This window comes from Kitasatospora sp. NPDC051164 (assembly GCF_044455625.1).
GTDB lineage: Bacteria > Actinomycetota > Actinomycetes > Streptomycetales > Streptomycetaceae > Kitasatospora.
Window position 1 is genome coordinate 54,943 of sequence record NZ_JBITFB010000018.1, and the last position, 25,213, is coordinate 80,155.

At 73.1% G+C, this 25,213-nt stretch carries 24 protein-coding genes; 15 read left to right on the forward strand and 9 right to left on the reverse strand.

Going from position 1 to position 25,213, the window contains the following annotated elements; all coding sequences use genetic code 11:
• Window position 1: 1 nt before the first annotated feature.
• Both ACIBEC_RS26140 and ACIBEC_RS26145 read right to left on the reverse strand, forming a co-directional pair.
• Window positions 2–424, reverse strand: coding sequence for a DUF350 domain-containing protein (locus ACIBEC_RS26140; RefSeq protein WP_360497925.1), 423 nt, complete (start codon window positions 422–424; stop codon window positions 2–4).
• A gap of 139 nt (window positions 425–563) precedes the next feature.
• Window positions 564–1,052, reverse strand: a complete 489-nt coding sequence (locus ACIBEC_RS26145) for an LURP-one-related family protein (RefSeq protein ID WP_360497927.1) — start codon at window positions 1,050–1,052, stop codon at window positions 564–566.
• A 129-nt stretch (window positions 1,053–1,181) separates the two neighbouring features.
• On the opposite strand from ACIBEC_RS26145, the gene ACIBEC_RS26150 reads away from it, so the two are divergent.
• Complete coding sequence (locus ACIBEC_RS26150; RefSeq protein WP_360497929.1) at window positions 1,182–1,694, forward strand: GNAT family N-acetyltransferase; 513 nt, start codon at window positions 1,182–1,184, stop codon at window positions 1,692–1,694.
• A gap of 64 nt (window positions 1,695–1,758) precedes the next feature.
• A complete protein-coding gene (locus ACIBEC_RS26155; RefSeq protein ID WP_360497931.1) occupies window positions 1,759–3,573 on the forward strand; it encodes an NHL domain-containing thioredoxin family protein in 1,815 nt (604 codons plus the stop codon).
• Window positions 3,574–3,654: 81 nt separating this feature from the next.
• On the opposite strand, the gene ACIBEC_RS26160 is transcribed toward ACIBEC_RS26155, so the two are convergent.
• Window positions 3,655–4,962 carry a M18 family aminopeptidase gene (locus ACIBEC_RS26160; RefSeq protein WP_360497933.1) on the reverse strand — a complete coding sequence of 436 codons (1,308 nt, stop codon included), beginning with the start codon at window positions 4,960–4,962 and terminating at the stop codon, window positions 3,655–3,657.
• A 368-nt stretch (window positions 4,963–5,330) separates the two neighbouring features.
• Window positions 5,331–7,160, reverse strand: a complete 1,830-nt coding sequence (locus ACIBEC_RS26165) for an acyl-CoA dehydrogenase (protein ID WP_360497935.1) — start codon at window positions 7,158–7,160, stop codon at window positions 5,331–5,333.
• 213 nt (window positions 7,161–7,373) lie between these two features.
• Between ACIBEC_RS26165 and ACIBEC_RS26170 the strand changes: the two genes are divergently transcribed.
• Together ACIBEC_RS26170 and ACIBEC_RS26175 are read left to right on the forward strand one after the other, a co-directional pair.
• Window positions 7,374–7,877 (forward strand): SseB family protein, encoded by a 504-nt coding sequence (locus tag ACIBEC_RS26170; protein ID WP_396288965.1) that lies wholly within the window; start codon window positions 7,374–7,376, stop codon window positions 7,875–7,877.
• A 130-nt stretch (window positions 7,878–8,007) separates the two neighbouring features.
• Window positions 8,008–8,967, forward strand: a complete 960-nt coding sequence (locus ACIBEC_RS26175; RefSeq protein WP_360497937.1) for a pirin family protein — start codon at window positions 8,008–8,010, stop codon at window positions 8,965–8,967.
• A gap of 148 nt (window positions 8,968–9,115) precedes the next feature.
• Here the strand turns inward: ACIBEC_RS26175 and ACIBEC_RS26180 are convergent, their stop codons facing one another.
• A complete protein-coding gene (locus ACIBEC_RS26180; protein WP_360497939.1) occupies window positions 9,116–9,937 on the reverse strand; it encodes an integrase in 822 nt (273 codons plus the stop codon).
• 203 nt (window positions 9,938–10,140) lie between these two features.
• Between ACIBEC_RS26180 and ACIBEC_RS26185 the strand changes: the two genes are divergently transcribed.
• Window positions 10,141–10,287, forward strand: a complete 147-nt coding sequence (locus tag ACIBEC_RS26185) for a hypothetical protein (protein ID WP_360497941.1) — start codon at window positions 10,141–10,143, stop codon at window positions 10,285–10,287.
• Window positions 10,288–10,363: 76 nt separating this feature from the next.
• Here the strand turns inward: ACIBEC_RS26185 and ACIBEC_RS26190 are convergent, their stop codons facing one another.
• From ACIBEC_RS26190 to ACIBEC_RS26200, 3 genes are all read right to left on the reverse strand, one after another.
• Entirely contained in the window at window positions 10,364–11,002 is a 639-nt protein-coding gene (locus ACIBEC_RS26190) for a TIGR03086 family metal-binding protein (RefSeq protein WP_360497943.1), read from the reverse strand.
• A gap of 190 nt (window positions 11,003–11,192) precedes the next feature.
• Window positions 11,193–12,506, reverse strand: a complete 1,314-nt coding sequence (locus tag ACIBEC_RS26195) for an amidase (protein WP_360497945.1) — start codon at window positions 12,504–12,506, stop codon at window positions 11,193–11,195.
• Between the two features lie 21 nt (window positions 12,507–12,527).
• Window positions 12,528–12,758 carry a hypothetical protein gene (locus ACIBEC_RS26200; RefSeq protein ID WP_360497947.1) on the reverse strand — a complete coding sequence of 77 codons (231 nt, stop codon included), beginning with the start codon at window positions 12,756–12,758 and terminating at the stop codon, window positions 12,528–12,530.
• A gap of 241 nt (window positions 12,759–12,999) precedes the next feature.
• Between ACIBEC_RS26200 and ACIBEC_RS26205 the strand changes: the two genes are divergently transcribed.
• Window positions 13,000–13,923 carry an LPXTG cell wall anchor domain-containing protein gene (locus ACIBEC_RS26205; RefSeq protein WP_360497949.1) on the forward strand — a complete coding sequence of 308 codons (924 nt, stop codon included), beginning with the start codon at window positions 13,000–13,002 and terminating at the stop codon, window positions 13,921–13,923.
• A gap of 73 nt (window positions 13,924–13,996) precedes the next feature.
• Here the strand turns inward: ACIBEC_RS26205 and ACIBEC_RS26210 are convergent, their stop codons facing one another.
• Window positions 13,997–14,632 carry an ATP-binding protein gene (locus ACIBEC_RS26210; protein WP_360497951.1) on the reverse strand — a complete coding sequence of 212 codons (636 nt, stop codon included), beginning with the start codon at window positions 14,630–14,632 and terminating at the stop codon, window positions 13,997–13,999.
• 230 nt (window positions 14,633–14,862) lie between these two features.
• Here ACIBEC_RS26210 and ACIBEC_RS26215 point away from each other — a divergent pair, with 230 nt between their 5' ends.
• The 9 genes from ACIBEC_RS26215 (at window position 14,863) to ACIBEC_RS26255 (ending at window position 25,121) form a co-directional block, all read left to right on the forward strand.
• Entirely contained in the window at window positions 14,863–15,702 is an 840-nt protein-coding gene (locus tag ACIBEC_RS26215; RefSeq protein WP_360497953.1) for a hypothetical protein, read from the forward strand.
• Between the two features lie 200 nt (window positions 15,703–15,902).
• Entirely contained in the window at window positions 15,903–16,658 is a 756-nt protein-coding gene (locus tag ACIBEC_RS26220) for a YcnI family protein (protein WP_360497955.1), read from the forward strand.
• Window positions 16,659–16,770: 112 nt separating this feature from the next.
• Window positions 16,771–17,448: an SCO family protein gene (locus tag ACIBEC_RS26225; protein WP_360497956.1), complete on the forward strand. Its 678-nt coding sequence runs from the start codon at window positions 16,771–16,773 to the stop codon at window positions 17,446–17,448.
• Window positions 17,445–17,939 carry a copper chaperone PCu(A)C gene (locus ACIBEC_RS26230; protein WP_360497958.1) on the forward strand — a complete coding sequence of 165 codons (495 nt, stop codon included), beginning with the start codon at window positions 17,445–17,447 and terminating at the stop codon, window positions 17,937–17,939. Before ACIBEC_RS26225 ends, ACIBEC_RS26230 begins: the two co-directional genes overlap by 4 nt.
• Window positions 17,940–17,952: 13 nt before the next feature.
• Window positions 17,953–19,956 carry a FixH family protein gene (locus ACIBEC_RS26235; protein ID WP_360497960.1) on the forward strand — a complete coding sequence of 668 codons (2,004 nt, stop codon included), beginning with the start codon at window positions 17,953–17,955 and terminating at the stop codon, window positions 19,954–19,956.
• 5 nt (window positions 19,957–19,961) lie between these two features.
• Window positions 19,962–21,287: an iron uptake transporter deferrochelatase/peroxidase subunit gene (gene efeB / locus ACIBEC_RS26240; RefSeq protein ID WP_360497962.1), complete on the forward strand. Its 1,326-nt coding sequence runs from the start codon at window positions 19,962–19,964 to the stop codon at window positions 21,285–21,287.
• 153 nt (window positions 21,288–21,440) lie between these two features.
• Window positions 21,441–22,376: a prephenate dehydratase gene (gene pheA, locus ACIBEC_RS26245; protein ID WP_360497964.1), complete on the forward strand. Its 936-nt coding sequence runs from the start codon at window positions 21,441–21,443 to the stop codon at window positions 22,374–22,376.
• Between the two features lie 517 nt (window positions 22,377–22,893).
• Complete coding sequence (gene serS, locus ACIBEC_RS26250; protein WP_360497966.1) at window positions 22,894–24,168, forward strand: serine--tRNA ligase; 1,275 nt, start codon at window positions 22,894–22,896, stop codon at window positions 24,166–24,168.
• Between the two features lie 95 nt (window positions 24,169–24,263).
• Window positions 24,264–25,121 (forward strand): HAD family hydrolase, encoded by an 858-nt coding sequence (locus ACIBEC_RS26255; RefSeq protein ID WP_360497968.1) that lies wholly within the window; start codon window positions 24,264–24,266, stop codon window positions 25,119–25,121.
• Window positions 25,122–25,213 lie beyond the last annotated feature (92 nt).

The window sequence follows — 25,213 nt, forward strand, 5'->3', positions numbered from 1 at the left end:
GCTACGCGATCGCGGCCGACACCACCGCCGCCACCGCGATGTTGCAGCTGGCCGACACCCACACCGCCGGGTGCGGCTCCGGCTCGACCAGCACGGCGCCGAGCTTGCCGGGCGTCAGCAGGTCCACCAGCCAGAACGCGAGGGCCATCAGCACCAGCCCGAGCAGGCCGTAACAGGCCGTCGAGACCAGGCCCTTGGCGAAGTCGGCGTAGGTGTACATGATCGCGGTGAAGACGATGCCGCCGATGCCGAGCAGCGCGGAGCTGAGCAGGACCGCGGCGTTGTGGTTGCGTTCGACCCAGATCTGGTGGCCGAGCTTGCCGGGCGTCAGCAGGTCCACCAGGCCGACGCCGAGGAGCAGCAGCACCACCCCGAGGGCGCCGTAGGCCGCCGCCGCGCCGAGCCCGTGCAGGATGTCGTTCATCGTGGTTCCAGCCCCCGGTCCGCCCTCGCCGTACGCCCCGACCGGCTGGTCAGGGCCCCTCGACCGGCCTGGTCAAGGGTTGGCAAAAGATACCCCACACGGGTGAGAGGCGGACCGGGGATCCGGAAAGCGGGAAGGGTCAGTCCTCCTCGTGCACCAGGTGGTCGACGCAGGCCGCGATGGCCAGCAGCAGGCCGGTGTCCGCGCCGTCGGCGATCTCCACCCCGTAGGTGTCCCGGATCCGGAACCACTTGCGGCTGATCCGGGCCAGCTCGTCGCCGTGGTCGTTCTCGACCCGGTAGTCCTTGTCGATCAGGTTGCCGTGGATCTTCAGCTCGCCGCCGGAAGCCAGGTCCACCAGGTACTTGTCGCGGAACGGGGTGAACAGCTTCTCCCGGACGGTCGCGATCACCTCGCCCTCGGCGTCCTCGATCTTCATCGCGTCGCGGACGGTGAGCATCTTCTCCTTCACCACCGCGACCACCCGGCCGTGCGCGTCCTTCAGCTCGAAGGTGTGCCGCAGCCGCAGCACCTTGCCGTCCACCAGGTACGCCTTGTGGCCCTGGTCGTCCTCGATCCAGTAGTCGTCGCCGACCGCGAACAGCTTCTCCCTGACCAGATACCGCACCGCGGAACCTCCTCCGTGTTGACGTCGGCCCCATTCGACCCTGTTCCCCCGCCCGCCGAAAAGCACCGCCACGAAGCACCCGTCGGAAACCCCGTCGCACGGCGGCATCCGGTCGCGTTCAATACCGCCATGCACCCCCACCCCACCGCCGCCCCGTTGCACAGCGAGCGCCTCGACCTCCTGCCGATCGCCCCGGAGCACGCCGAGGAGCTGGCGGCCGCACTCGCCGACCCGGCCCTGCACGCCTTCACCGGCGGCCGCCCGGCCACCGCGGAGGAGATGCACGCCCGCTGCGCCCGGCTCGCCGCCGGCTCCCCCGACCCGGCCGAGCAGTGGGGCAACTGGGTCCTGCGGCTGCGCGCCGACGGCGCCCTCCTCGGCTACGTGCAGGCCACCGTCCGCCCCGACGAAGCCGAACTCGCCTGGGTGGTCGGCACCCCCTGGCAGCGCCGCGGCCTCGCCACCGAGGCCACCCGCGCTCTGCTCGACCACCTCATCGCCGCCGGCGTCACCACCGCCGTCGCCCACATCCACCCCGACCACCACGCCTCCGCCAGGGTCGCAACCGCCCTCGGCCTGCATCCCACCGCCCGCACCCAGGACGGCGAAACCCGCTGGCAGGCCAACCTCACCCGCCGGTGAGGTTGTGACGCAGGGGTCCGCCCGCTCCGGAATGCGGGCAGGCGCGATGCGGTTTGATGGGGTTATGGCATCTCGTGCACGTGTACGCGCCCCCGAGCTGGTCGGGGCAGGCGGTTGGTTGAACACCGGCGGCAAGGAGCTCACGCTCGCCGACTTCCGGGGCAAGATCACCGTCCTGGACTTCTGGACCTTCTGCTGCATCAACTGTCTCCATGTCCTGGACGAGCTGCGGGAGTTGGAGGAGAAGCACCGCGACACGGTGGTGATCGTCGGGGTGCACTCGCCGAAGTTCGTGCACGAGGCCGACCACCAGGCCGTGGTGGACGCCGTCGCCCGGTACGAGGTGCATCACCCGGTGCTGGACGATCCGGCGCTGGCCACCTGGAAGCAGTACGCCGTGCGGGCCTGGCCGACGCTGGTGGTGATCGACCCGGAGGGGTACGTGGTCGCCCAGCACGCCGGTGAGGGGCACGCCCATGCGATCGCCCGCCTGGTCGAGGAGCTGGAGGCCGAGCACGCCGCGAAGGGCACGCTGCGCCGTGGCGACGGCCCGTACGTGGCGCCGGAGCCGACCGCGGGGGATCTCAAGTTCCCCGGCAAGGCGGTGCGGCTGCCGAACGGGCACTTCCTGGTCGCCGACTCCGGCCATCACTCGCTGGTGGAGCTGGCCGAGGACGGCGAGACGGTGGTGCGCCGGATCGGCGACGGGCAGCGCGGCCTGGTGGACGGCACCAGCCCCCGGTTCAGCGAGCCGCAGGGCTTGGCGCTGCTGCCGGAGGGCTCGGAGTACGACGTGGTCGTGGCCGACACCGTCAACCACGCCCTGCGCGGCCTGCGGCTGGCCGACGGCAGCGTGACCACGCTGGCCGGCACCGGCCGCCAGTGGTGGCAGGGCTCGCCCACCGAGGGCCCGGCCCGCGAGGTGGACCTCTCCTCGCCGTGGGACGTCGCCTGGTTCGACGGCCGGGTGTGGATCGCGATGGCGGGCGTGCACCAGCTGTGGGCGTACGACCCGGCGGCCGGCGAGGTCGGCGTCGCGGCCGGCACCACCAACGAGGGTCTGGTGGACGGGCCCGTCGCCGAGGCCTGGTTCGCCCAGCCGTCCGGCCTCGCGGTCTCCGCGGACGGCGAGCGGCTCTGGGTCGCCGACTCCGAGACCTCGGCGCTGCGTTCGGTTTCACGTGAAACCAAGACGGTCCAAACCGCCGTCGGCACCGGCCTGTTCGACTTCGGCCACCGCGACGGCGCGGCCGACCAGGCCCTGCTCCAGCACCCGCTGGGCGTCACCGTGCTGCCGGACGGCTCGGTGGCCGTCAGCGACACCTACAACCACGCGCTGCGCCGCTACGACCCGGCGACCGGCGAGGTCAGCACGCTGGCCACCGACCTGCGCGAGCCCTCCGGGGCGGTGCTGGTGGACGGCGACATCGTGGTGGTCGAGTCGGCCCGGCACCGGCTGACCAGGCTGCGGCTGCCGGAGGAGGCGGTGCGGGTCGAGTCGGTGGCGCACCGCACCCAGCGCGCGGCCACCGAGGTCGCGCCGGGCGCCTTCCGGCTGGACGTGGTCTTCTCGGCGCCGAGCGGCCAGAAGCTGGACGAGCGTTACGGCCCGTCCACCCGGCTGCTGGTCAGCGCGACCCCGCCGGAGCTGCTGGTCTCCGGTGGGGGCGCGGACAGCGACCTCTCCCGGGAGCTGGTGCTCTCCGACGAGGTCGCCGAGGGCGTGCTGCACGTCTCGGCGATGGCGGCCTCCTGCGACGACGACCCGGAGATCGAGTACCCGGCCTGCCACGTGCACCAGCAGGACTGGGGCGTGCCGGTGAAGCTGGTCGCCGGCGGTGCCCGCCGCCTCCCGCTGGTCCTGGCCGGGATGGAGTAGCCCCCGGACGACACGGGGCCCGGACGACCGGACGACAAGGGGCCCGGCTCGCAAGCCGGGCCCCTGTCGTACCGGAGGTGCTCAGCCCTCCAGGAAGGCCTTGATCGCGCTCGCCAGCAGGTACGGGTCCTCCGCGCCGCACAGCTCGCGCGCCGAGTGCATGGAGAGGGCCGCGATGCCGCAGTCCACGGTCTTGATGCCCAGGCGCGCCGCCGTGATCGGGCCGATCGTCGTTCCGCAGGGCATCGCGTTGTTGGAGACGAAGGTCTGCCACGGCACGCCCGCCTTCTCGCAGGCGGCCGCGAACACCGCCCGGCCGACGCCGTCGGTCGCGTAGCGGTTGTTGACGTTGACCTTGAGGATCGGCCCGCCGTTGGGCATCGGGTGATGGCCCGGCTCGTGCCGCTCGCTGTAGTTCGGGTGGACGGCGTGGCCCATGTCCGAGGAGAGGCAGACGGTGCCGGCCAGCGCCCGGACGCGGTCCTCCGGGGTGCCGCCGCGGGCGTGGATCGTGCGGTCCAGGACGTTGCCGAGCAGCGGGCTCTGCGCGCCGGTGTCGGACTCGCTGCCGGTCTCCTCGTGGTCGAAGGCGGCCATGACCGGGATGTACGGCAGCTCGGCGGCGCCGTCGGCCGTGGCGACGGCGGCGAGCGCGGCGGTGGCGGCGTGCACCGAGAGCAGGTTGTCCAGGCGCGGGCCGGCCAGCAGTTCGCGGTCGCGGCCCAGGTAGGAGGCGGGCTGGACGTCGTGCGTCATGAGGTCCCAGCCGACCACGTCGGCGGCGGCCAGGCCGGCCCGCTCGGCGACGTAGGAGATCAGGGAGCCCTCGTCGACCGGGCCGAGGCCCCAGATCGGGGTGAGGTGGCGCTGCTTGTCGAGCTTCATGCCCTCGTTGACCTGGCGGTCCAGGTGGATGGCGAGCTGCGGCACGCGCAGCAGCGGCTCGTCCAACTGGACGAGCCGGGCGGTGCCGTCCTTGAGCGCGAGTCTGCCGGAGATGCCGAGGTCCCGGTCCAGCCAGGTGTTCAGCGGGACGCCGCCGTAGATCTCCACCGCGACCTGCCGCCAGCCGGCCGAGCCGGTGTCAGGCAGCGGCTTGACCCGCAGGTTGGGCGAGTCGGTGTGGGTGCCGACGATCCGGAACGGGGTCTCGGGGCCCGTCCCTTCCGGCAGGTACCAGGCGATCAGTGCGCCGCCGCGGATCAGGTACCGCCCGCCGGCGGCGCCGTCCCAGGCGTCCGTCTCGGCGACCTGCCGGAAGCCCGCCTTCTCCAGCCGCTCCGCGGCGCTCGCGACCGCGTGGTACGGGGACGGCGAGGTGCCGAGGAACGCGATCAGATCGTCGCTGTGCGTCCGGTCGAAAAAAGCCTGGCGGGCGGCGGTCGACATACTGCTCCTGGGTTGAGGGAGGGCCGAAGCCGGATGGGGAGTCGACTTCGCACGTTGAGCATATGCCCGTACACGGACAGGGCATTCGGAAGCTCTCAACCCGGACGCAACCGTGAACGACCCGCAACACACGCCGCCCGCCGGACGGATACTCCCTGGTCGCATACGGTCAGCAGGCCGTGAAGCCGACGGCCACCGGGGAGAGCACCGCAGCAAAGCACCGCGGAAGAGCACAGAGGAAGAGCACAGAGGAAAGCACCGGAGAAAAGCGCCCGGGAAAAGGGCCGGGACACACCGAAGGGCCCGGTGGCAGCCGGGCCCTTCGGTGTGAGGGTTTTCGTCAGGCAGTCAGAAGGTGCAGGAAGGCCTTAGAAGGCCTCCTCCGCCAGCTCCATGATCTCGTTGTCGATGCCCTCGGCGATCACGCGCTGCGGCGTGACGGTCGGCAGGACGTTCTTGGCGAAGAAGCGGGCCGCCGCGACCTTGCCCTGGTAGAAGGGGATGTCCTTCTCCGAGGCGCCGGCCTCCAGCTTGGCGAGGGCCACCACGGCCTGGCGCAGCAGCAGCCAGCCGACGACGACGTCGCCGGAGACCATCAGCAGGCGGGTGGTGTTGAGGCCCACCTTGTACATGTTCTTGACGTCCTGCTCGACCGAGGTCAGGTCGGCGAGCAGCTTGCCGACGATGGCCTCCAGGTCGCCCGCGGCCTTGGCGAGCAGCTCGCGCTCGGCGGCCAGGGCGTCGCCGCCGGCGGCGGAGCCGAGGAACTTCTGGATCTGCTCGGACAGCGCGGTGAGCGCCTGGCCGCCGTCCTTGACGATCTTGCGGAAGAAGAAGTCCTGGCCCTGGATGGCGGTGGTGCCCTCGTACAGGGTGTCGATCTTGGCGTCGCGGATGTACTGCTCGATCGGGTACTCCTGCAGGTAGCCGGAGCCACCGAAGGTCTGCAGGGACTGGGCGAGCTGCTCGTAGGACTTCTCCGAGCCGTAGCCCTTGACGATCGGCAGGAGCAGGTCGTTCAGGCGCTCGGCGGCCTCGTCGTGCTCGCCGCGCAGCTTGGCCGCCATCATGTCGTCCTGGGTGGACGCGGTGAACAGGACCAGCGCGCGCATGCCCTCGGCGTAGGCCTTCTGGGTGAGCAGCGAGCGGCGCACGTCCGGGTGGTGGGTGATGGTGACGCGCGGGGCGGTCTTGTCCAGGAACTGCGAGATGTCGGCGCCCTGCACGCGCTCCTTGGCGTACTCCAGCGCGTTCAGGTAGCCGGTGGAGAGGGTGGCGATGGCCTTCGTGCCGACCATCATGCGGGCGAACTCGATGATCTTGAACATCTGGCGGATGCCGTCGACCTTGTCGCCGAGCAGCCAGCCCTTGGCCGGGTGCTTGGCGCCGAAGGTCATCTCGCAGGTGTTCGAGGCCTTGAGTCCCATCTTGTGCTCGACGTTGGTGGCGTAGACGCCGTTGCGCTCGCCGAGCTCGCCGGTCTCCCAGTCGAAGTCGAACTTCGGGACGATGAAGAGGCCCAGGCCCTTGGTGCCCGGCTTACCGCCCTCGGGGCGGGCCAGCACCATGTGGATGATGTTCTCGGACATGTCGTGCTCGCCCGAGGTGATGAAGCGCTTCACACCCTCGATGTGCCAGGAGCCGTCCTCCTGCTGGATCGCCTTGGTGCGGCCGGCGCCCACGTCGGAGCCCGCGTCGGGCTCGGTGAGGACCATGGTGGAGCCCCACAGGCGGTCGGTCATCCGCTTGGCGACCTCGAGCTGCGCCTCGGTGCCCTCCTCGGCGATGACGCCGGCGAAGGCCGGGCCGGAGGAGTACATCCAGATGGCCGGGTTCGAGCCGAGGATCTGCTCGGCGAAGGCCCAGATCAGCGAGTTCGGGGTGACCTGGCCGCCGATCGACTCCGGGATGCCCAGGCGCCACCACTCGGCGTCCATGAAGGTCTGGTAGCTCTTCTTGAACGCGGCCGGGATCGGCGCGGTGTTGGTCTCCGGGTCGAAGACCGGCGGGTTGCGGTCGGTGTCGGTGAAGGACGCGGCGAGGTCGTTCTCGGCCAGGCGCGAGATCTCGCTGAGGATGTTCTTCGCGGTCTCGACGTCCATGTCCGCGAACGGTCCGGTGCCGTAGACCTGCTCGCGGCCGAACACCTCGAAGAGGTTGAACTCCACGTCACGCAGGTTGGACTTGTAGTGACCCATGGCCGTTTTCTCCGGTTCGTCGCTTCCGGGAGACCGCCGCGTTCCGGCGTCCCGTACCCACCAGTAGGCATCATGATGCTACCCAGCGGTAACTTGGGCAAGCCCTCGACGGTGAATCCGCTATGAACGTGGTCACGTCCCACAGTCCCGGCGACCACTCCTTGTCAGGATCGGCGCCAGCGCGGGCGGGTGCGCTCCCGCTAGCCTGTCCGTGTGTACGGATATGACCAGAACGCATACCCGGGCGACCCCTACCAGCAGCAGGCGGGACCGCAGCCGGGCATGAACGGCATGCCCGGACCGGACGCCTACGGCGCGCAGGCACAGACGGACCAGCAGTCGCTCTACCCCGAACCCTCCCCGCCCTCGCTGGCGGACGCGGTCCGGGCCTTCACCACCGGCTCGATGGCGGTCGAGGACTTCCAGGCGATCTTCATCACCTCGAAGGTGCACTGCCCGCGCGGCGAACGCCCCGGCTTCCTCGCACTGCACAACACCCCGACGCCGGTGATCCCGATGTTCAGCTCGCTGAAGGAGCTGCGCCGCTACGCCGGCAAGGACTCCAAGCACTTCACCGTCACCGGCGCCGAGGTCCTGGACCTGCTGCCGACCGGCTACGGCTTCGCGCTGGACATGGAGGGCGAGCACCGGATGGTGTTCGACGCCAAGGCCGTCGAGCAGATGGTCGACTTCACCATGCGCCGGATGTACGGCTAGTCCACCCTGTAAGGAAGAGGAGCCCACGCTCCTCCGTATCTGCATAGTTCAATTTTCAACTTGCTTGTTGTTGAGAATTGAACTAACCTCGTGCACGTAGGCCGAAGAACCCCCCTCGAAGGAGGCCGACATGCCCGCCGTGACCGTCGACAACCCGCTGACCCTTCCCCGCGTCACCACGCCGGACGCTGCCGTCACGAGCGCCCGCCCGGTCCGCACCGTGGTCACCGCCCCCGAGGGCTTCGAGGGCGAGGGCTTCCCCGTCCGCCGCGCCTTCGCCAAGATCGACACCAAGTACCTCGACCCGTTCATCATGATGGACCAGATGGGCGAGGTGGACTACGCGGCCGGCGAGCCCAAGGGCACCCCCTGGCACCCGCACCGCGGCTTCGAGACCGTCACCTACATCATCGACGGCACCTTCGTGCACCAGGACTCGCACGGCGGCGGCGGCGTCATCACCGACGGCGACACCCAGTGGATGACGGCCGGCTCCGGCCTGCTGCACATCGAGACCCCGCCGGAGTCGCTGGTGATGTCCGGCGGCCTCTTCCACGGCCTCCAGCTGTGGGTGAACCTGCCCGCCTCGGACAAGATGATCGCCCCGAAGTACCAGGACATCCGCGGCGGCAGCGTCAAGCTCCTCAGCACCGAGGACGGCGGCGCCCTGCTCCGGGTGATCGCCGGCGAGCTCGACGGCCACCAGGGACCCGGTGCCACCCACACGCCGATCACCATGATCCACGCCTCGGTGAGCCCCGGCGCCCAGGTCACCCTGCCCTGGCGCTCCGACTTCAACGCCCTCGCCTACGGCCTGGCGGGCAAGGGCTCGGCCGGCCAGGAGCGGCGCCCGTTCCACAGGGGCCAGGCGGTCCTGTTCGGCGACGGCGACTCGATCACCCTGCGCGCCGACGAGAACCAGGACTCCCGCAACCCCAACTTCGAGGTCGTACTGCTCGGCGGCCTGCCGATCCGCGAGCCGGTCGCCTGGTACGGACCGTTCGTGATGAACAGCCATCGCGAACTCCAGCAGGCCATGGAGGACTTCCAGGCCGGCCGCCTCGGCACCGTCCCGGCCTCCGGCAGGTAAGGCGGACAGGTCCGGGCACCGACCCGGAGGGGGCGGCCGCGGGTCTCACCTGCGGCCGCCCCCGCAGTCCTACCGTTCTGCTGTCCCGGCCGTTCTCCTGTCCCGGCCGTTCTGCCGTTCTCGCGGCCCGGTCGGCTGCGTACGGGGTCTACAGCAGCGCGTACACGGCCGAGGCGTCGTCGTGCGTCTTGCCGCGCGGCCAGCGCTCGCAGGCGGCATCCGCCCGCTCCACCGCGCGGACCTGGGCGATCAGTTCGCCCGGGCCCGACTCGGCGAGCAGCCGCAGGGCGTCGCCCCAACTGCCCAGTCCGAAACGCTCGGTGAAGCGGGAGGCGCCGTCGGTGAGGGCGGCCAGCGCGTGCAGCCGGTCGAGCCGGACGAAGCCGGTCTCGGCGTGCTCGGCGGCACGCGGGCTGGCGGCCGCGATCCACGGGCCGTTGCCCCGGTTGCGGGCGGCACGGACGGCCAGCGCGTACTCCAGGTGAAGCGCGGCCCGCTCGGCCGAGCCGGGGACGGTCGACCAGACCTGGCGGCGCAGCCCCTCCCCGCCGGGGAAGCGTTGGTTGTCCCCGATCACCTTCGGCGGGCCGTCCTTGAACTCCAGGACCAGCAGCGAGTCGCCGAGCACCAGGTACTCCAGCGTCTTGCCGTGTCTGCGGGCCGCGACCACCATCGCGGCGGGCGTGTTGGGATGCGCCAGGTCACAACGGCCGCCGTGCAGCGCGGCCGTCTCCACGATGGCGTCGGCCAGGCACTCGGTGATCGAGCGGTCCGCCCGGTCGGTGAGCCGGGCGAGCAGGTGCACGCCCAACCGACGCACGTACCAGGCCGTCCCGTGCCGGCACCCGGACTCCAGGCCGGCCGGCGAACTCGCGCCGTCCAGCAGGACCAGCGCCTCCGGCGAGGCCGCCGCGAAGTCCTCACTCTCGCGGTCGGGCCGCCGTGCTTCCCCTGCGAGCTGTAGCTGCATCCCGACAGTGTGGACGCCGCCCCCGGCCCGCGCCCAGACCCGTGCGCCGGTGCGGCGCGAGCCCGGGCGCGACGTCCGGTGGCAGCCGGGGCGATTCGGCCATACCGTCGGGAAGTGACCGGACAATTCGGCCAATCGGGGCGGGTCAGGTTTGGGATCACCTTCGGGTGCCCGGGCAGCCCGTGACTGACGAGGAGCGGAAGATGTTCTGGCAGTTCATCGTGTTGCTGGCCGCCTCGCTCGGCTTTCCGACCGCCGCACTGCTCTTCCTGATCGGCGGGCCGCGCTTCCCCGACGAGCAGCGCGACGAAAGCCCCCCAGCCGCCCGTTCCCGAGCCGCCCGTTCCTGAGTCACCCGTTCCTGAGTCACCCGCTGCCGAGCTACCCGTTCCCGAGTTGCCCGTTCCTGAGTCACCCGCTGCCGAGCTACCCGTTCCCGAGTTGCCCGTTCCCGAGTTGCCCGTTCCAGGCCGGATCGCGGCCGAGCAGCGCCAGGGCGCGCTCGAACCGGCCCGGCCCGGTTCCCGGTCGCAGGCCCGGGCGGAAGGCCCGGCCGGGCGCCCGGGCCTCCGGGGTGTCCGGAACGGCCTCGGTCACCGCCAGCAGCGCGGCGATCAGCGCCTCGTCGCCGTCCACCGCCGCGACGAGGCCCGCCCCGGTGCCGAGCGCGGCCGCGACGTCCCAGCCGTGCACGAGGGTGTCGAGCAGGTGGAAGCCCACCGCCTGCGCGAGCGGGAACGGGCCGCCGTCGCGGATCTCCGGGAGCCAGAGGGCCCGGTCGGCGGCGGCCGCCTCGCGGAAGGCGGCGCCGAGGTCGAGGCCGGTCCGGCGGAACGCGCCCGCCGGGTCGGCGCCGAGCGGGGCGTCCGCGAACAGCGCGAGGTCGGGCCCGGCGCCGCGGGCGGCCGCCGCGAACCCCTGGTGCTGGCCGACGCAGTGCTCCAGCAGCTGACGCAGCGTCCAGTCCGCGCACGGGGTGGGCAGGTCCAGGTGCTCGGGCCGTACCGCGTCCACCACGTCGGCGGCCAACTCCATGGACTGTGCGTGTAATTCGACGAGCTTCATACGACGGTGACCTCCAGGTCGGCGGACAGGAATCCGATCACCTGATCAACGACGGCCGGTTCCGCGATAATCCGGCGGTGGCCGAGCCCGCGGGTGACCACCAGGTCGAGCCGCCGTACGAGCGGGCCGGCCGCCTCCTGCGGTGCACCGAGGCCGCCGACCCGGCCGACCCGGCCGACCCGGCGCTCGCCTAGCCCTCCGCGAACACCCGCTCCAGCACGGCGGATCGGAGCAGGAGGCGCTCGTCCTCACCGGCCGCGCCGACCACCTGAAGGCCCAGCGGCAGCCCGTGCCGGGTCCGTCCGGCCGGCAGGCTCAGCGCCGGCCGCCCGAGGAAGCTCCACGGCAGCGACATCACCGCGTCCCCGGTGCTGTGCAGCCCCTCCGGCGCCCCGCCGGTCGCCGAGGGCGCCAGCCACAGGTCCACCCCGGCCGCCGCTCCCGCCCCGTCCACCCGCTCGCGCAGCCGATCCCGGAACCGCAGCGCGGCCGCCCGGTCCTCGGGCGCGACGCCCTGGCCGACCCGGATGCTCGCCACCGTCTCCGGCCGGTAGAGGCCGCCGAACCGGGCGAACCAGTCGGCGTGGCTGCGGGCCAGCTCGAACCGGTTGACGGCCTGCAACTGCCGCCTCACCTCGGCGAAGTCCGGGAACAGCTCGACCCGGCGCACCGTCAACCCGGCCCGTACCAGCCGCTCCAGCTGCTCCTCGAAGGCGCGCAGCGCGGCCGGATCGGCGTGCTCCAGGTACGTCCCGTCCGGCACCCCGAGCACCGGCTCCGGCACCGGGCCCTCCGCCACCGGCCGCCAGTCGTCACAGAGCACCGCGCCCGCCAGCTCCGCGCCCGCCAGGTCGGCCGTGAACACCCCCAGGGTGTCGAAGCTCGGCGCGTTCGGGAGCACGCCGTCGATCGGGATCCGCCCGTACGTCGGCCGGAACCCCACTACCCCGCAGTACGCGGCCGGGCGGATCACCGAGCCGACGGTCTGGGTGCCGACCGCGAGTGCCACCAGCCCCGCCGCGACCGCCGCCGCCGAACCGCTGCTGGAGCCGCCCGGGGTGTGCCCCGGGTGGTGCGGGTTGCGGGTCGGGCCCGGGGCGCTCGCGGCGAACTCGGCGGTCACCGTCTTGCCCGCGACCAGCGCCCCCGCCGCGCGCAGCCGGTCCACCACCGCGGCCTGCGGCCCGGCCAGCACCCCGGGCGGCAGCGCCGACCCGCCGTGCGTGGGCAGCCCGTCCACGTGCACGATGTCCTTGACCCCCACCGCCACCCCGTACAGCGGCGGCCGCCCGTCCGGCCCCGGGTACCGCGCCGCCAGCTCCCGCGCCTGCGCCCGCAACCGGTCGTGCCGCCCGGGCTCCGGCACGAACGCGTGGATCAGCGGGTCCACCCGCTCGAGCAGCGCGCAGAAGCGGTCGACGTACTCGGGCAGCCCCGGCTCCCCGGCACGCAGCCCGGCGACCTCGCGGGTCAACGACCGCGGCCGGACGGGGGGTTCATCCATACCGGGCACAGTAGACCGGGTCTACGGGTGCTCGGCCGCCAGGTACGGCGCCTCGCGCAGGAAGTACGCCCCGCAGGTGTGGCAGCACAGCTCCGGGGTCCTCCCCCAGTCCACCGCCTCCCGCACCGGCGCCTGCGGATCGAGCTCCCGGCCGCACATGGCCACGCTCTCCTCGCCCCGGACCACGTGCCACAGCCGCACGCCCTCGGCCGCGCCGCCGGCGCCGTACTCGGCTCGCATCTGGTGCATCATGCCCCCCATCGTCCGACCGCCTCCCAGCCCCGGCAACCGGAGCCTCCGCCAGGCCTTTCGCGCCGCCACCGGGAAACCCGCCGAGGCTCTCCGCCGCCGGCCGCAGGACCGCCCGGCCCCGGGGCGAAATCCAGCCACCATGGCCGGATAAGGTGCGCGGGCGCGACCAGCGCCGATGGCCCTGCCGAAGCCCGAAGTAGCCCGATTTCAGCCATATTTCACCAAACTGGAAGCCCTCACCGTGCGCTCTTCCCGCCTTCTGGCCACGTCCACGCTGGTGGCGCTCTCGCTCGGCGCCACGATCGGCGCCGCCACCGCCGGCGCCGTCGGAGTCGCCCCGACCCCGAGCGCCGCCGCGACCGCCCCGGCCACCCCCTCGGCCCCGCCGCGCACCGCCACGACCACCCCGGCCCCGCCGGCCACCGGCAAGCCGACGAACCTCCCGACGCTGCCGGCCCCCACGCCGACCGCCGACAACCGCTGCCACGGCGGCGTCTACCAGAGCTCCCTGCTCAAGGTCACCGGCACCGGCCTGTACGGCACCACCCTGGTCAAGGGCGGCCCGGCCGCCGAGATGACCATGACATGGGAGAACAAGAGCGGCGTCGACCTGCCGGTCATCCACAACGGCCTCTACGTCACCGACGAGTTCGACGGGGCCGGTCCGGTCCAGTGGAGCACCGAGTTCTTCGACGTCCAGCTGGACACCGGCTCCGGCTGGAAGCCCGCCAAGCTCGACGACCGGGCCCTCCGGGTGCCCGACTTCAAGCTGGCCAAGGGCGAGAAGGTCACCTACAAGGTCCGGATAGCCGCGACTGCCAAGGCCCCGGTCGGAAAGTACGGCGCAAACTACGAAGCCGGCTCGGACGCCTTCGACAACGACAAGGTGCCCACCCCGGCCAACAACAAGCCGCAGGCCTGCACGCAGTTCCTCGACCACTACCTGGGCGAGTTCCACGTCGCCGCGACCGGCGGCGCCACCACGGCCGCCACCACCCCGGCCGTCGCCGTCTCCGCCTCGCCCTCGGCGGGCGGCCCGCACCTGGCCGAGACCGGCGCCGGCGCCGACACCCTGCCGATCGCCCTCGGCGGCGCGGCCGTCCTCGCCGCCGGCGCCGGCACCCTGTTCGTCCTGCGCCGCCGCAAGGCCGGCGCCCACGGCTGATCCCACCCCGACTCACCCCCGAGGGGCGCGGCCACCCAGGCCCGCGCCCCTCGGCGTCTCCCCGGCCGCACCCTCAGGACGCCCGCAGCAGCGCGCCGTCCTGCCACTTGAGGATCTTGTCGAAGCTCACGATCGCCCCCCGCAGGGGGTGGTTGCGGAGTTGTACGTGGTCGGTGAGGGCGTGGATGAGGAAGAGGCCGCGGCCGGATTCGGCGGTGAGGTCGGGGAGGGTGTCGAGGTCGACCGGGCGGAGGGTGGGGGGTGTGGGGCGGCAGGGGAGGACGTGGGTGTCGTACGGGTGGTCGTCGCGGCGGGGGCGGTGGCCGGTGAGGACGCGGGCCGGGACGGTGGCGCGGCCGCGGCGGGAGCGGTGGGGCCCGCGGCCGGTGGCGGCCGGGCGGGTCGGGGCGGCGGCAGCTGGGCGCCGGACCGGCGGGGCGGCGGGGGCGGGCAGGCCGGGGCCGGAGTCGGTGACCTCGATCCGCAGTCGGTCGCCGCTGATCGAGGCGGTGACCTGGAAGCCGTCGTCGGGCCGCCCGGTGGCGCCGTGCTCGACGGCGTTGGCGCAGGCCTCGCTGAGGGCGACGCCGAGGTCGTCGGCGATCTGCGGGTCGACGCCCGCCGTCGCCATGGCACCGAGCAGGATGCGCCGGGCCAGCGGGACGCTGGCCGGGTCGCGCTTGAGGTGCAGAGTCCACCAGATGTCCACGGGAGGTCCCTCCTGGCTGCGGCTCCACATACAACTAGGTATCTCCGGGCGATTCGGCGGTGAACCGTGCACGGGGGCCGCTACCGCCCGTTCGGCGGATGGACTGGGGGACGGGGTCTGTGCGCCGCGGCGCACACGGGGGCCTGCACGCCGCCGCCGAAAGGGGCATTCGTAGGGATTTCCCACCCTGCCCGTGTCGCCGGCGTACGCAATGAGAGGATGGCCCGGCCATGCCTGCCCTCGCTGCCGCCCCGTTCCCGGGCGCCCCCGGACCGGCCCAGCCGGCGGGGTCCGCCGCCTGGGATCTGCGGCTTGCCCGGGCCGTCCCGTTCGCGCTTTTCTGCACGCTGATAGCGGCCGCCGGGCACGCCGTGGCCGGTGGCGGGAACGTACCGCCGACCGCGCTGGCAGCGGGTTTCGTCGCGGTGCTGGCGCTCGCGGTGGCCTGCGGTGGACGGGAGCGTTCGCTGGCCGGCATCGCCGGGGCACTGGCCGCGGGGCAGCTCGGACTGCACTTCCTCTTCCACAGCCTCGGTGGCCACGGCTTCACCGCCATGTCCGGTATGTCCGGCATGCACCACGGCGGCTCCGGTCCGCTGACCGTTCCCCAGGTGGCCGGCCGGCTGATCTGCAACGAGGCCCACCCGGGCACGCTGCTCGGCCTGCCCGGCGGCCCGTCCCCGGAGCAGCTGGTCTCCTCGGCGGGCCTGGACCCGCACGCGTTCGCCGCCGCGCCGTGGTGGCAGGGCGGCGGCATGTTCGGCATGACGCCGTCGATGCTGGCCGGGCACCTGGTCGCCGCGCTGGTGGCGGGCTGGTGGCTGCGGCGGGGCGAGGCGGCGCTGTGGCGGTTGCTGCGGGTGGTCGCCTCGGCGGCGCGGGAGCGCTGGGCGGCGCCGCTGCGGTCGGTGTTCGCGCTGGTGGCCGCGGTGCTGCGGGGTCTGTTCGGGGTGGCCGGTCCGGTCCGCCGGCTCGGGGTCCGGGGCGGGGAGCGTCCGCTTCCGGCGGGTGCCGTGCTGCGGCACAGCGTGGTGCGACGTGGACCGCCGTGCGGGGCCTTCGCGTACTGATCCGCGTCTCCCGGCGGCCTGCGGGCCGTGCCGGGTCGCGGTGTGCGCACCGTCCGGGCCGTTTCCCGACCACCGGGTCCGGCCCCGAGGCTCTGCCCCACACATCCCCACGCGCGGCACCACCGAGGTACCGCCGAGGCGCGGTTCAGTCCGTCGCCCGGTCCCGGCCTGCCGCCCAGCTCCGATCGGAGACCCGCATCATGCGTTCCCTTCCCGCCCGTCGTCTCGCCGCCGTCGCCCTGACCGCCGCCGCCTCCGTGGTGGCGCTGGCCGGTCCGGCCTTCGCGCACGTCACCGTGAACCCGGGTTCGGCCGCCCAGGGTGGCTACACGGCCGTCGACTTCCGGGTGCCGAACGAGAGCGACGCCGCGAGCACCGTGAAGCTGGAGGTCAACCTCCCGCTGGACCACCCGCTGGCGTCGGTCCGGACCCTGCCGCTGCCGGGCTGGACCGCCACCCTGGAGAAGTCCAAGCTCGACAAGCCGATCAAGGTGCACGGCAGCGACGTCAACGAGGCCGTCTCCAAGATCACCTGGACCGCCGACGCCGGCACCAAGGTCTCCCCCGGGCAGTTCCAGGAGTTCCGGGTCTCGCTCGGCCCGCTGCCGACCGACGCCGACAGCATGGTCTTCAAGGCCCTGCAGACCTACGACAACGGCGATGTCGTCCGCTGGATCGACGAGTCCAAGGACGGCCAGCCCGAGCCGGCCCACCCGGCCCCGGTCCTGAAGCTCACCAAGGCCGCCGCGGGCGGGGACGACCACGGCGTCACCGCCTCCCCGGCCGCCGACGCCCACGGCGGCAGCTCGGACCACGCCGCCGCCTCCGACGGCGGCAGCAAGAGCAGCGACTCCACCGCCCGCACCCTCGGTGTGGTCGGCATCGTGGTCGGCGTGATCGGCACCGCCGTCGGCGTGCTCGGCCTGCGCCGCAAGAACGGCGGCTCCGCCTCCTGACCCCCCGCGCCGACGGGGCCGTACCCAGGCCGTACGGCCGCACCCCCGCCGTACCCGCACCCCGGGTCCGGCCCCGTCGGCGGTCCACCGCGCACGATCGGATCACGTACGCATGCCCCGCACCGCCCGTACCGCCCGCACCACCCGCCTGGCCGGCGCGGCCGCCCTCGCGCTGGCCGCCGCCCTGACGCTGTCCGCCTGCGGCTCCTCCGGCGGTGACTCCACCGCCGCGAAGGTCACCCAGCAGAAGGAGGACACCCCGTACCAGGGCACCAAGCTGGCGAAGAACTTCGAGAAGCCGGACCTCCAGCTGACCGACACCTCCGGCCAGCCGTACGACCTGCGGCAGCAGACCAACGGCAAGGCCACCCTGCTGTTCTTCGGCTACACCAGCTGCCCGGACGTCTGCCCGACCACCATGGGCGACATCGGCGTCGCGATGAAGGCGCTCTCCCCGGAGGACCGGCAGAAGGTCAACGTCGTCTTCGTCTCCACCGACCCGCAGCGCGACACCCCCAAGGTGCTGCGCACCTGGCTGGACTCGATGGGCAGCGACTTCATAGGCCTCACCGGCGACCTGGCCAAGGTGAAGACCGCCGCCAAGTCGCTCGGCATCATGATCGAGGACCCGGTCGTCAACGCGGACGGCACGGTCACCTCCACCCACGGCGCGCAGGTGCTGGCCTTCCTCCCCTCGGACGACAAGGCGCACGTGCTCTACATGAGCGGCACCGAGGAGAAGACCTACGAGCACGACCTGCCGTTGCTCGCCAAGGGGGTCGCGGCGTGACGACGGGCACCCGCCGCTTCCGCCGGACCGCCCTGCTGGGCGCCGTCGTCGCGACCGCCCTCGGCGGCGGCGCCATCCTGGCCGCCTGCGGGACGGACGGCCAGGACGGGGCCGGCGGCGGGCCGGCCAGGCTCAGCGTCGCCGACTCCTACATCCCGCTGCCGCCGGCCGGCGGCATGGCGGCCGGCTACCTGACCGTCCGCAACGACGGCGGGCAGGACCAGCTGGTCAAGGTGACCAGCCCGGGCGCCGAGTCGGTCACCATGCACCGCTCGACCCCGTCGAGCATGGAACAGGTCGACACCCTGGACGTGCCCGCCCACGGCGCGCTGCAGTTCGCCCGCGGCGGCACCCACCTCATGATCATGGGCTGGCAGAAGGCCCCCACCCTGGGCGACGAGGTCGAACTCGACCTCACCTTCGCCAAGTCCGGCACCATCTCGGTCAAGGTGCCGGTCAAGGAGCTCACCTACCGCCCCGGCCAGAGTTAAGGGGACCGCCACCATGCAGTCGGCCGGCCTGGAGAAGGCCTCGCACCGCCGGACCGCCGGGGTACTCGGAGTGCTCGGCGCGTTGCTCGCGCTGATGCTCGCGGGCGCCGTTCCGGCCTCCGCGCACGCCACCCTGGATTCCACCGACCCCCGGCAGAACTCGGTGGTCGCCACCGCCCCGCCGGAGGTCACCCTGACCTTCAGCGAGTCCGTGTCGCTCTCCTCCGACTCCGTCCGGGTGCTCGACCCGGCCGGCAAGGCCGTGGACACCGGCAACCCCGCGCACGCCGACGGCAAGGGCAACACCGCCCGGGTCGGGCTGAAGGGCGGGCTCGCCAACGGCACGTACACGGTGGCCTGGCGGGCGGTCTCGGAGGACTCGCACCCGGTCGGCGGGGCGTTCACCTTCTCCATCGGCGCCCCCTCGGACACCTCGGTGTCGGCCACCGCGCTGCAGGGCGCCAAGGCCGACGACGTGGTCGCCGCCCTCTACGGCACCGGGCGCACGGTCGCGTACGCCGCGTTCGCGCTCCTGGCCGGCGTCGCCGCCTTCGTGCTGATCTGCTGGCCGGCCGGCACCGCCCGGCGCCCGGTGCAGCGGCTGTTGATGACCGGCTGGACGACACTGCTGGTCTCCACCGTCGCGGTGCTGATGCTGCGCGGCCCGTACGAGCGCGGCTCGGGCGTCGGGCAGGCCTTCGACCTGTCGCTGGTGCGCGCCACGCTCGACGAGCGGATCGGCACCGCGCTGGCCGCCCGGCTGCTGCTGCTCGCGGCGGGCGGGGTGTTCCTGTCGCTGCTGGTCGGCCAGCTGGGACAGCCGCCACGGCCGCTCCCCGCGAAGCCCGCCGAGGACAGCGGCGACGAGGGCGAGGACGCCGAGGCCGCCGAACTGCGCGAGCTGGAGCAGCGGGCCGCCGAACGGCCGCAGCGGGAGACCCGGCTCGGCCTCGGCGTGGCCGGGCTGCTGCTGGCGGTCGCCCTCTCGGCGACCTGGGTCGGCGCCGACCACGCCTCGGTGGGCATCCAGGTCTGGCTGGCGCTGCCGCTCGGCATCCTGCACCTGATCGCGATGGCGCTCTGGCTGGGTGGGCTGGCCGCGCTGCTGGTCGCGCTGCGCGAGGGCGTGGGCGCCGAGGTGGTCGACCGCTTCTCCAGGATCGCCTTCGGCTCGGTGGCCGTCCTCGCCGCGACCGGGATCTACCAGTCCTGGCGGGGCCTCGGCAGCTGGGGCGCGCTGACCGGCACCGCGTACGGGCGGCTGCTGCTGGTGAAGAGCGGCTGCGTGGTCGTGATGATCGGCGTCGCCTGGATGTCCCGTTCCTGGCTGGCCCGGCTGCGGTCGGCCCCGGCCGAGGCGGCCGAGGTCGAACAGGCCGAGGTGCCGGAGCCGGTCGGCGCCACGGCGCACGGCGAGGACCCGGTCCGCCGGGCCCAGCTGGCCCGCCAGCGGGCCGCCCGCCAGAACGCCGGACGCGAACGCGGACTGACCCCGACCCGGGCCGGACTGCGCCGCTCGGTGCTGGTCGAGGCCCTGGTCGCGGTCGCGGTGCTGGTGGTCACCACCATGCTCACCAACTCCCCGCCCGGACGGGTCGCGAGCGAGGTCACGGCCGGAACCGCCGCGCCGGCCGCCGGCGGGGCCGTGGCCGCGCCGCAGACCGAGCCGGGCCGCACCGTCGAGCTCAAGCTCCCGTACGACACCAAGGGCCGGACGCCGAACGCCAAGGGCACCGCGACCGTCACCCTCAACCCGGCCCGGACCGGCCCGAACGAGGTGAAGCTCGCGCTGGACGGCGCGGACGGGCAGCCGGTGGACGTCCCCGAGGTGCAGCTCGCCTTCACCCTGCCGGACCGCGACCTCGGCCCACTGCCGGTCGCGCTCACCCCGGAAGGCACCGGCCGCTGGAGCGGTACCGCGCAGCTGCCGCTGGCGGGCACCTGGGTGGTGTCGGTGCAGATCCGCTCCTCCGACATCGACCAGACCACGCCGACCCGGCAGTTCAAGATCGGCTGACGGCGATGGACGACGTGACGACGACGGAGCAGGCCTCGGCAGGGCAGGACCCGACGGAGCAGGCCTCGGCAGGGCAGGACCCGGCGGGCCGTACGGGTTTCACCCGGCGGGCGCTGCTCGGCACCGCCGGCGCCGGGCTGCTGGTCGGCGCGGGCGCGGGCGTCGCCGGGGCGGTCGCCCTGGACGGCACCGACCACCCCGCCGGTGCGGCACCCGCGGGCGGCGCGCTCGGCGCGGCCCGGGTGCCGTTCCGCGGCGAGCACCAGGCCGGGATCCTCGAACCGCAGCAGGCCCGGGTCCAGCTGGCCGCGTTCGACCTGGCCGAGGGGGCGGGCCGGGACGGGCTGCGCGCCCTGCTGCAGCGCTGGACGAAGGCGGCCGAGCGGCTGACCGCCGGGGAGCCGGCCGAGGAGTTCGACAACCAGATCGCCCTGGACGCCGGGCCCTGCTCGCTCACCCTCACCGTCGGCTTCGGCGCGGCGCTCTTCGACAAGGCCGGGCTCGCCGACCGCCGCCCGCCCGGGCTCGAACCGCTGCCCGCCTTCCCCGGCGACGCGCTCGACCCGGCCCGCGGCGACGGCGACCTGTTCGTCCAGATCGGCGCCGACGACGCGCTGGTGGCGGTGCACGCGCTGCGGGTGCTGCAGCGGCTGGCGGCCGGTACGGCGGCGCTGCGCTGGCAGTCGGCCGGCTTCGCCCGGACCCCCGGGGCCGCCGCACGGCCGGTGACCGGCCGCAACCTGATGGGCCAGGTCGACGGCACCAACAACCCGAAGCCGGGCGAGGACGGCTTCGCCGCCAAGGTGTTCTGCACCGCCGACGGCGACCGGCCGGGCTGGTCGGCGGGCGGCTCGTACCTGGTGTTCCGGCGGATCCGGATGCTGCTGGACCACTGGGAGGCGCTCCCGGTGGACCGGCAGGAGCGGGTGATCGGCCGGCGCAAGGCGGACGGCGCCCCGCTCGGCTCGCCCGCCGGAGCCGGCGAGCACACCCCGGTCGACCTGTCCGCGCAGGGCCCGGACGGCGCCCTGGCGATCCCCGCCGACGCGCACATCCGGGTCGCCGCCCCGGCGGCCAACGGCGGGGCGGCCATGCTGCGGCGCGGCTTCTCGTACCACGACGGGCTGCTGCCGGACGGCTCGCCGGACGCCGGGCTGCTCTTCCTCGCCTTCCAGGCCGACCCGCGCCAGGGCTTCACCCCGGTGCAGCGCAAGCTCTCCCGGGGCGACGGCCTCTCCCGCTTCCTGCGGCACGAGGCGAGCGGCCTGTACGCGGTGCCGCCGGCCGCGCCGGCCGGGGGCTACCTCGGTCAGCAGCTGTTGGAGGGGTAGCCGCAGGCCGCTGCCCGGGGCACCCGGCCCAGGCGCCCGAGGCCCTTAGCACAGGCGGTCCCGGCCATTGGAACGCTTTCCTGCCGGGACCGCGGAATCGTTAGGGTGACTGTTTCGGCACCACCCTGCAGCACCGAGTCCCACGGAGGCGTCATGTCGGCCACCCGCTACACCTACCTCGGCCCGGCCGGCACCTTCACCGAGGCGGCGCTGCACACCCTGCCCGAGGCGGGGACGCGGGAGCTGGTGCCGCTGTCCTCGGTGGCTCTGGCGCTGGACGCGGTGCGCGTGGGGGAGGCCGCGGGGGCGTTCGTGCCGATCGAGAACTCGGTGGAGGGCGCGGTCACCGCGACCAACGACGAACTGGCTTCCGGCGCACCGCTGATGATTTACCGCGAGGTGCTGCTGCCGATCTCCTTCGCGCTGCTGGTGCGGCCGGGCACCGAGCTGTCCGGGGTCAAGACGGTGACCAGCCACCCGGTGGCCCAGCCGCAGGTGCGCCGCTGGCTGGCGGCCAACCTGCCGGAGGCTACCTGGGAGTCGGCCGCCTCCAACGCGGACGGCGCCCGGCTGGTCTCCGAGGGCCGCTACGACGGGGCGTTCGCGGGCGAGTTCGCGGCGCCGATCTACGGGCTGGACCCGCTGGTCAAGGACATCGCGGACGCCAAGAGCGCGGCCACCCGGTTCGTCCTGGTGGGCCGCCCGGGCCGGGTCTCCTCGCCGACCGGCGCGGACAAGACCTCGATGGTGGTCTGGCTGCCGGACGACCACCCGGGCGCGCTGCTGGAGCTGCTGCAGGAGTTCGCGGTGCGCGGGGTCAACCTGATGCGGATCGAGTCCCGGCCGACCGGCGAGGGCCTGGGCAACTACTGCTTCCTGATCGACTGCGAGGGCCACCTGTCCGAGCGCCGGGTGGGCGAGGCGATCATGGGGCTCAAGCGGATCTGCCCGCAGGTGCGCTACCTCGGCTCCTATCCGCGCGCCGACCGGCAGGTCTCCACCCACCGGCGGCCGGGGACCTCGGACGAGGATTTCACCTCGGCAGCGGACTGGCTCTCCCGTGCGCTCGACGGGCGCGGGGACATCTGAGACATCTGAGCGACACCTGTTGTCTTTCTGACCTTTTCCGACCGTTTTGGATCGGGCCGATCAGGCGGGGCGGGCGACCGTCCCCGTCATCCACAGGGCGGTCCGGCACCGGGGGCCACTGTCCACAGGCCTCTCCGCTGTCCACAGCCGGAAGTTATCCACAGGCCTGGGGATGAGTCGACAAACCGGTATAGCCATTGCCCAGAACTGGTCGGATCATCGGTTTGCGCCGCAGAGATGACTAATCGGACCAGAGTCACCTGGTTGCCAGCAAATCACCCGTCTGAGTGCTTCAATTCCCTCACTCGAGAAGGTCGAATGAGGTTTGAAACATCAATTCCCTGGTTCGGCCACGCGGAGGGTGATCCTCCTCTTCGATCCACAGCCCCGGCCCCAGCCCTGTGGATAACCCGCCTACGGCGAGTTCCCCACAGAAGTTATCCACAGGATCGGGCCGGTTATCCCCAGGGAAAAACCGGTACCGGTGGAGGAACGCCCGCCCGGTACGCTTGGGCCTGTGATTGACCTTCGCCTGCTCCGTGAGGACCCTGACCGAGTGCGCGCCTCGCAGCGCGTCCGTGGCGAGGACGTCGACCTGGTCGACGCCCTCCTCTCCGCCGACGAACGGCGCCGGTCCTCGGGCAGCCGCTTCGACGAACTGCGCAGCGAGCAGCGAGTGCTCGGCAAGCAGGTCGCCCAGGCCAAGGGCGACGAGAAGACCGCCCTGCTGCAGCGCACCAAGGACCTGGCCGCCGCGGTCAAGGCCGCGGACGCCGAGCAGAGTGCCGCCAAGGAGGAGGCCGACCGCCTGCTCCGCTCGCTGGCGAACCTCATCGACCCGGCCGCTCCGGTCGGCGGCGAGGAGGACTTCGTCACCCTCGAGGAGATCGGCACCCCGCGCGACTTCGCCGCCGAGGGCTTCGAGCCGCGCGACCACGTCGAACTCGGCCAGATCCTGGGCGCGATCGACACCGAGCGCGGCGCCAAGGTCGCCGGTGCCCGCTCCTACTACCTGACCGGTGTCGGCGCGCTGCTGGAGCTCGCCCTGGTCAACATGGCGATCGCCCAGGCCACCGCGGCCGGCTTCACCCCGATGATCACCCCGACCCTGGTCCGCCCGGCCGCCATGGACGGCACCGGCTTCCTCGGCCAGGCCGCCGAGAACGTGTACCACCTCGCCGAGGACGACCGGTACCTGGTCGGCACCAGCGAGGTCCCGCTCGCGGCGTACCACATGGACGAGATCCTCGACGCCGAGAAGCTGCCGCTGCGCTACGCCGGCTACTCGTCCTGCTTCCGCCGCGAGGCCGGCACCTACGGCAAGGACACCCGCGGCATCATCCGCGTCCACCAGTTCGAGAAGGTGGAGATGTTCGTCTACACCACGCCGGAGGACGCGGAGAACGAGCACCGCCGCCTGCTCCAGTGGGAGAAGGACTTCCTCAACGCGCTGGAGCTGCCGTACCGGGTCATCGACGTCGCCTCCGGCGACCTCGGGGCCTCGGCCGCGCGCAAGTTCGACATCGAGGCCTGGATCCCCACCCAGGGCAAGTACCGCGAGGTCACCTCGACCTCCAACACCACCGAGTACCAGGCCCGCCGCCTGTCGATCCGGATGCGCGAAGAGGGCAAGACCCGCCCGCTCGCCACCCTGAACGGCACCCTGGTCGCGATCCCGCGCACCATCGTGGCGATCCTCGAGAACCACCAGCAGGCCGACGGCTCCGTCGTCGTGCCCGAGGCGCTGCGGCCGTTCCTCGGCGGGCGGACCGTCCTCGAGCCGGTCAAGTAACCACTCGCATCACCCGCACCACCGCGCAGCACCCGCTCCACCCGCTCCACCCGCTCCACCCGCTCCACCCGCAACTCCCGGGAGACGACCGGCCCATGAGCACCACCAGCCCCAGCCCCGTCTCCCCGGCAGGCACCCGGGACGGTGGCGACCTGCCCTACCGGCTGGTCGCCACCGACCTCGACGGCACCCTGCTGACCAGCGAGGAAACCGTCTCCGAGCGCACCCGCGCCGCCCTGGCCACGGCCACCGGCGCGGGCGCGCTGCACATCGTCGTCACCGGCCGCTCAGCCGTCTGGGCCCGTCCGGTCTTCGACGAGATCGGCTACACCGGGATAGCCGTCTGCGGCCAGGGCGCCCAGGTCTACGACGCCGGCGCGCACAAGCTGCTCACCTCGCTCACCCTGGACCGCCGGCTCGCCGCGCTCGCCATCGAGAAGATCGAGGCCGAGACCGGCCCGCTCGCCGTCGCCGCCAACCAGGACGGCCTCGACGGCCAGGTGCTGGCCGGCCCCGGCTACGAACTGCTGATCGGCTCCGACCTGCCCGTCGTCCGGGTCAACCGCGACGGACTGCTCGCCTCCCCGGTCAGCAAGCTCTACATCCAGCACCACGCGCTCACCGACGACGCCCTCGCCGAAGCCGCCCGCCGCGCCGCCGGCGATCTGGTCGGCGTCGTGATGGCCGGCCCCGGCGTGGTCGAACTGCTCCCGCTGGGCCTGTCCAAGGCCACCGGCCTGGCCGTCGCCGCCCGCCGCCTGGGCCTGCGCGCCGCCGACACCATCGCCTTCGGCGACATGCCCAACGACGTCCCGATGTTCGGCTGGGCCGCCTACGGCGTGGCCATGGCCAACGCCCACGAAGAGCTCCTCGCCGTCGCCGACGCCGTCACCACCAGCAACGACGAGGACGGCGTCGCGGCCGTCCTGGAGCGCCTCTACCCGGCCCGCTGACCCCGCCCGCCGACCCCGCGCCCGCCGAGCCGGCCCGCTGACCGGGCTCGCTGACCCCGCCCGCTGACCGGGCGCCGGAGAGGGTGCGGCGT

Coding starts and splice junctions, on each gene's coding strand:
- ACIBEC_RS26175 (WP_360497937.1), top strand. CDS start 8,008: ATGCCCGCCGTGACCGTCGACAACCCGCTGACCCTTCCCCGCGTCACC.
- ACIBEC_RS26155 (WP_360497931.1), top strand. CDS start 1,759: ATGGCATCTCGTGCACGTGTACGCGCCCCCGAGCTGGTCGGGGCAGGC.
- ACIBEC_RS26225 (WP_360497956.1), top strand. CDS start 16,771: ATGCCCCGCACCGCCCGTACCGCCCGCACCACCCGCCTGGCCGGCGCG.
- efeB (WP_360497962.1), top strand. CDS start 19,962: ATGGACGACGTGACGACGACGGAGCAGGCCTCGGCAGGGCAGGACCCG.
- ACIBEC_RS26200 (WP_360497947.1), bottom strand. CDS start 12,758: ATGATGCACCAGATGCGAGCCGAGTACGGCGCCGGCGGCGCGGCCGAG.
- ACIBEC_RS26150 (WP_360497929.1), top strand. CDS start 1,182: ATGCACCCCCACCCCACCGCCGCCCCGTTGCACAGCGAGCGCCTCGAC.
- ACIBEC_RS26190 (WP_360497943.1), bottom strand. CDS start 11,002: ATGAAGCTCGTCGAATTACACGCACAGTCCATGGAGTTGGCCGCCGAC.
- ACIBEC_RS26195 (WP_360497945.1), bottom strand. CDS start 12,506: ATGGATGAACCCCCCGTCCGGCCGCGGTCGTTGACCCGCGAGGTCGCC.
- ACIBEC_RS26185 (WP_360497941.1), top strand. CDS start 10,141: ATGTTCTGGCAGTTCATCGTGTTGCTGGCCGCCTCGCTCGGCTTTCCG.
- ACIBEC_RS26255 (WP_360497968.1), top strand. CDS start 24,264: ATGAGCACCACCAGCCCCAGCCCCGTCTCCCCGGCAGGCACCCGGGAC.
- ACIBEC_RS26140 (WP_360497925.1), bottom strand. CDS start 424: ATGAACGACATCCTGCACGGGCTCGGCGCGGCGGCGGCCTACGGCGCC.
- pheA (WP_360497964.1), top strand. CDS start 21,441: ATGTCGGCCACCCGCTACACCTACCTCGGCCCGGCCGGCACCTTCACC.
- ACIBEC_RS26165 (WP_360497935.1), bottom strand. CDS start 7,160: ATGGGTCACTACAAGTCCAACCTGCGTGACGTGGAGTTCAACCTCTTC.
- ACIBEC_RS26160 (WP_360497933.1), bottom strand. CDS start 4,962: ATGTCGACCGCCGCCCGCCAGGCTTTTTTCGACCGGACGCACAGCGAC.
- ACIBEC_RS26235 (WP_360497960.1), top strand. CDS start 17,953: ATGCAGTCGGCCGGCCTGGAGAAGGCCTCGCACCGCCGGACCGCCGGG.
- ACIBEC_RS26215 (WP_360497953.1), top strand. CDS start 14,863: ATGCCTGCCCTCGCTGCCGCCCCGTTCCCGGGCGCCCCCGGACCGGCC.
- ACIBEC_RS26220 (WP_360497955.1), top strand. CDS start 15,903: ATGCGTTCCCTTCCCGCCCGTCGTCTCGCCGCCGTCGCCCTGACCGCC.
- ACIBEC_RS26180 (WP_360497939.1), bottom strand. CDS start 9,937: ATGCAGCTACAGCTCGCAGGGGAAGCACGGCGGCCCGACCGCGAGAGT.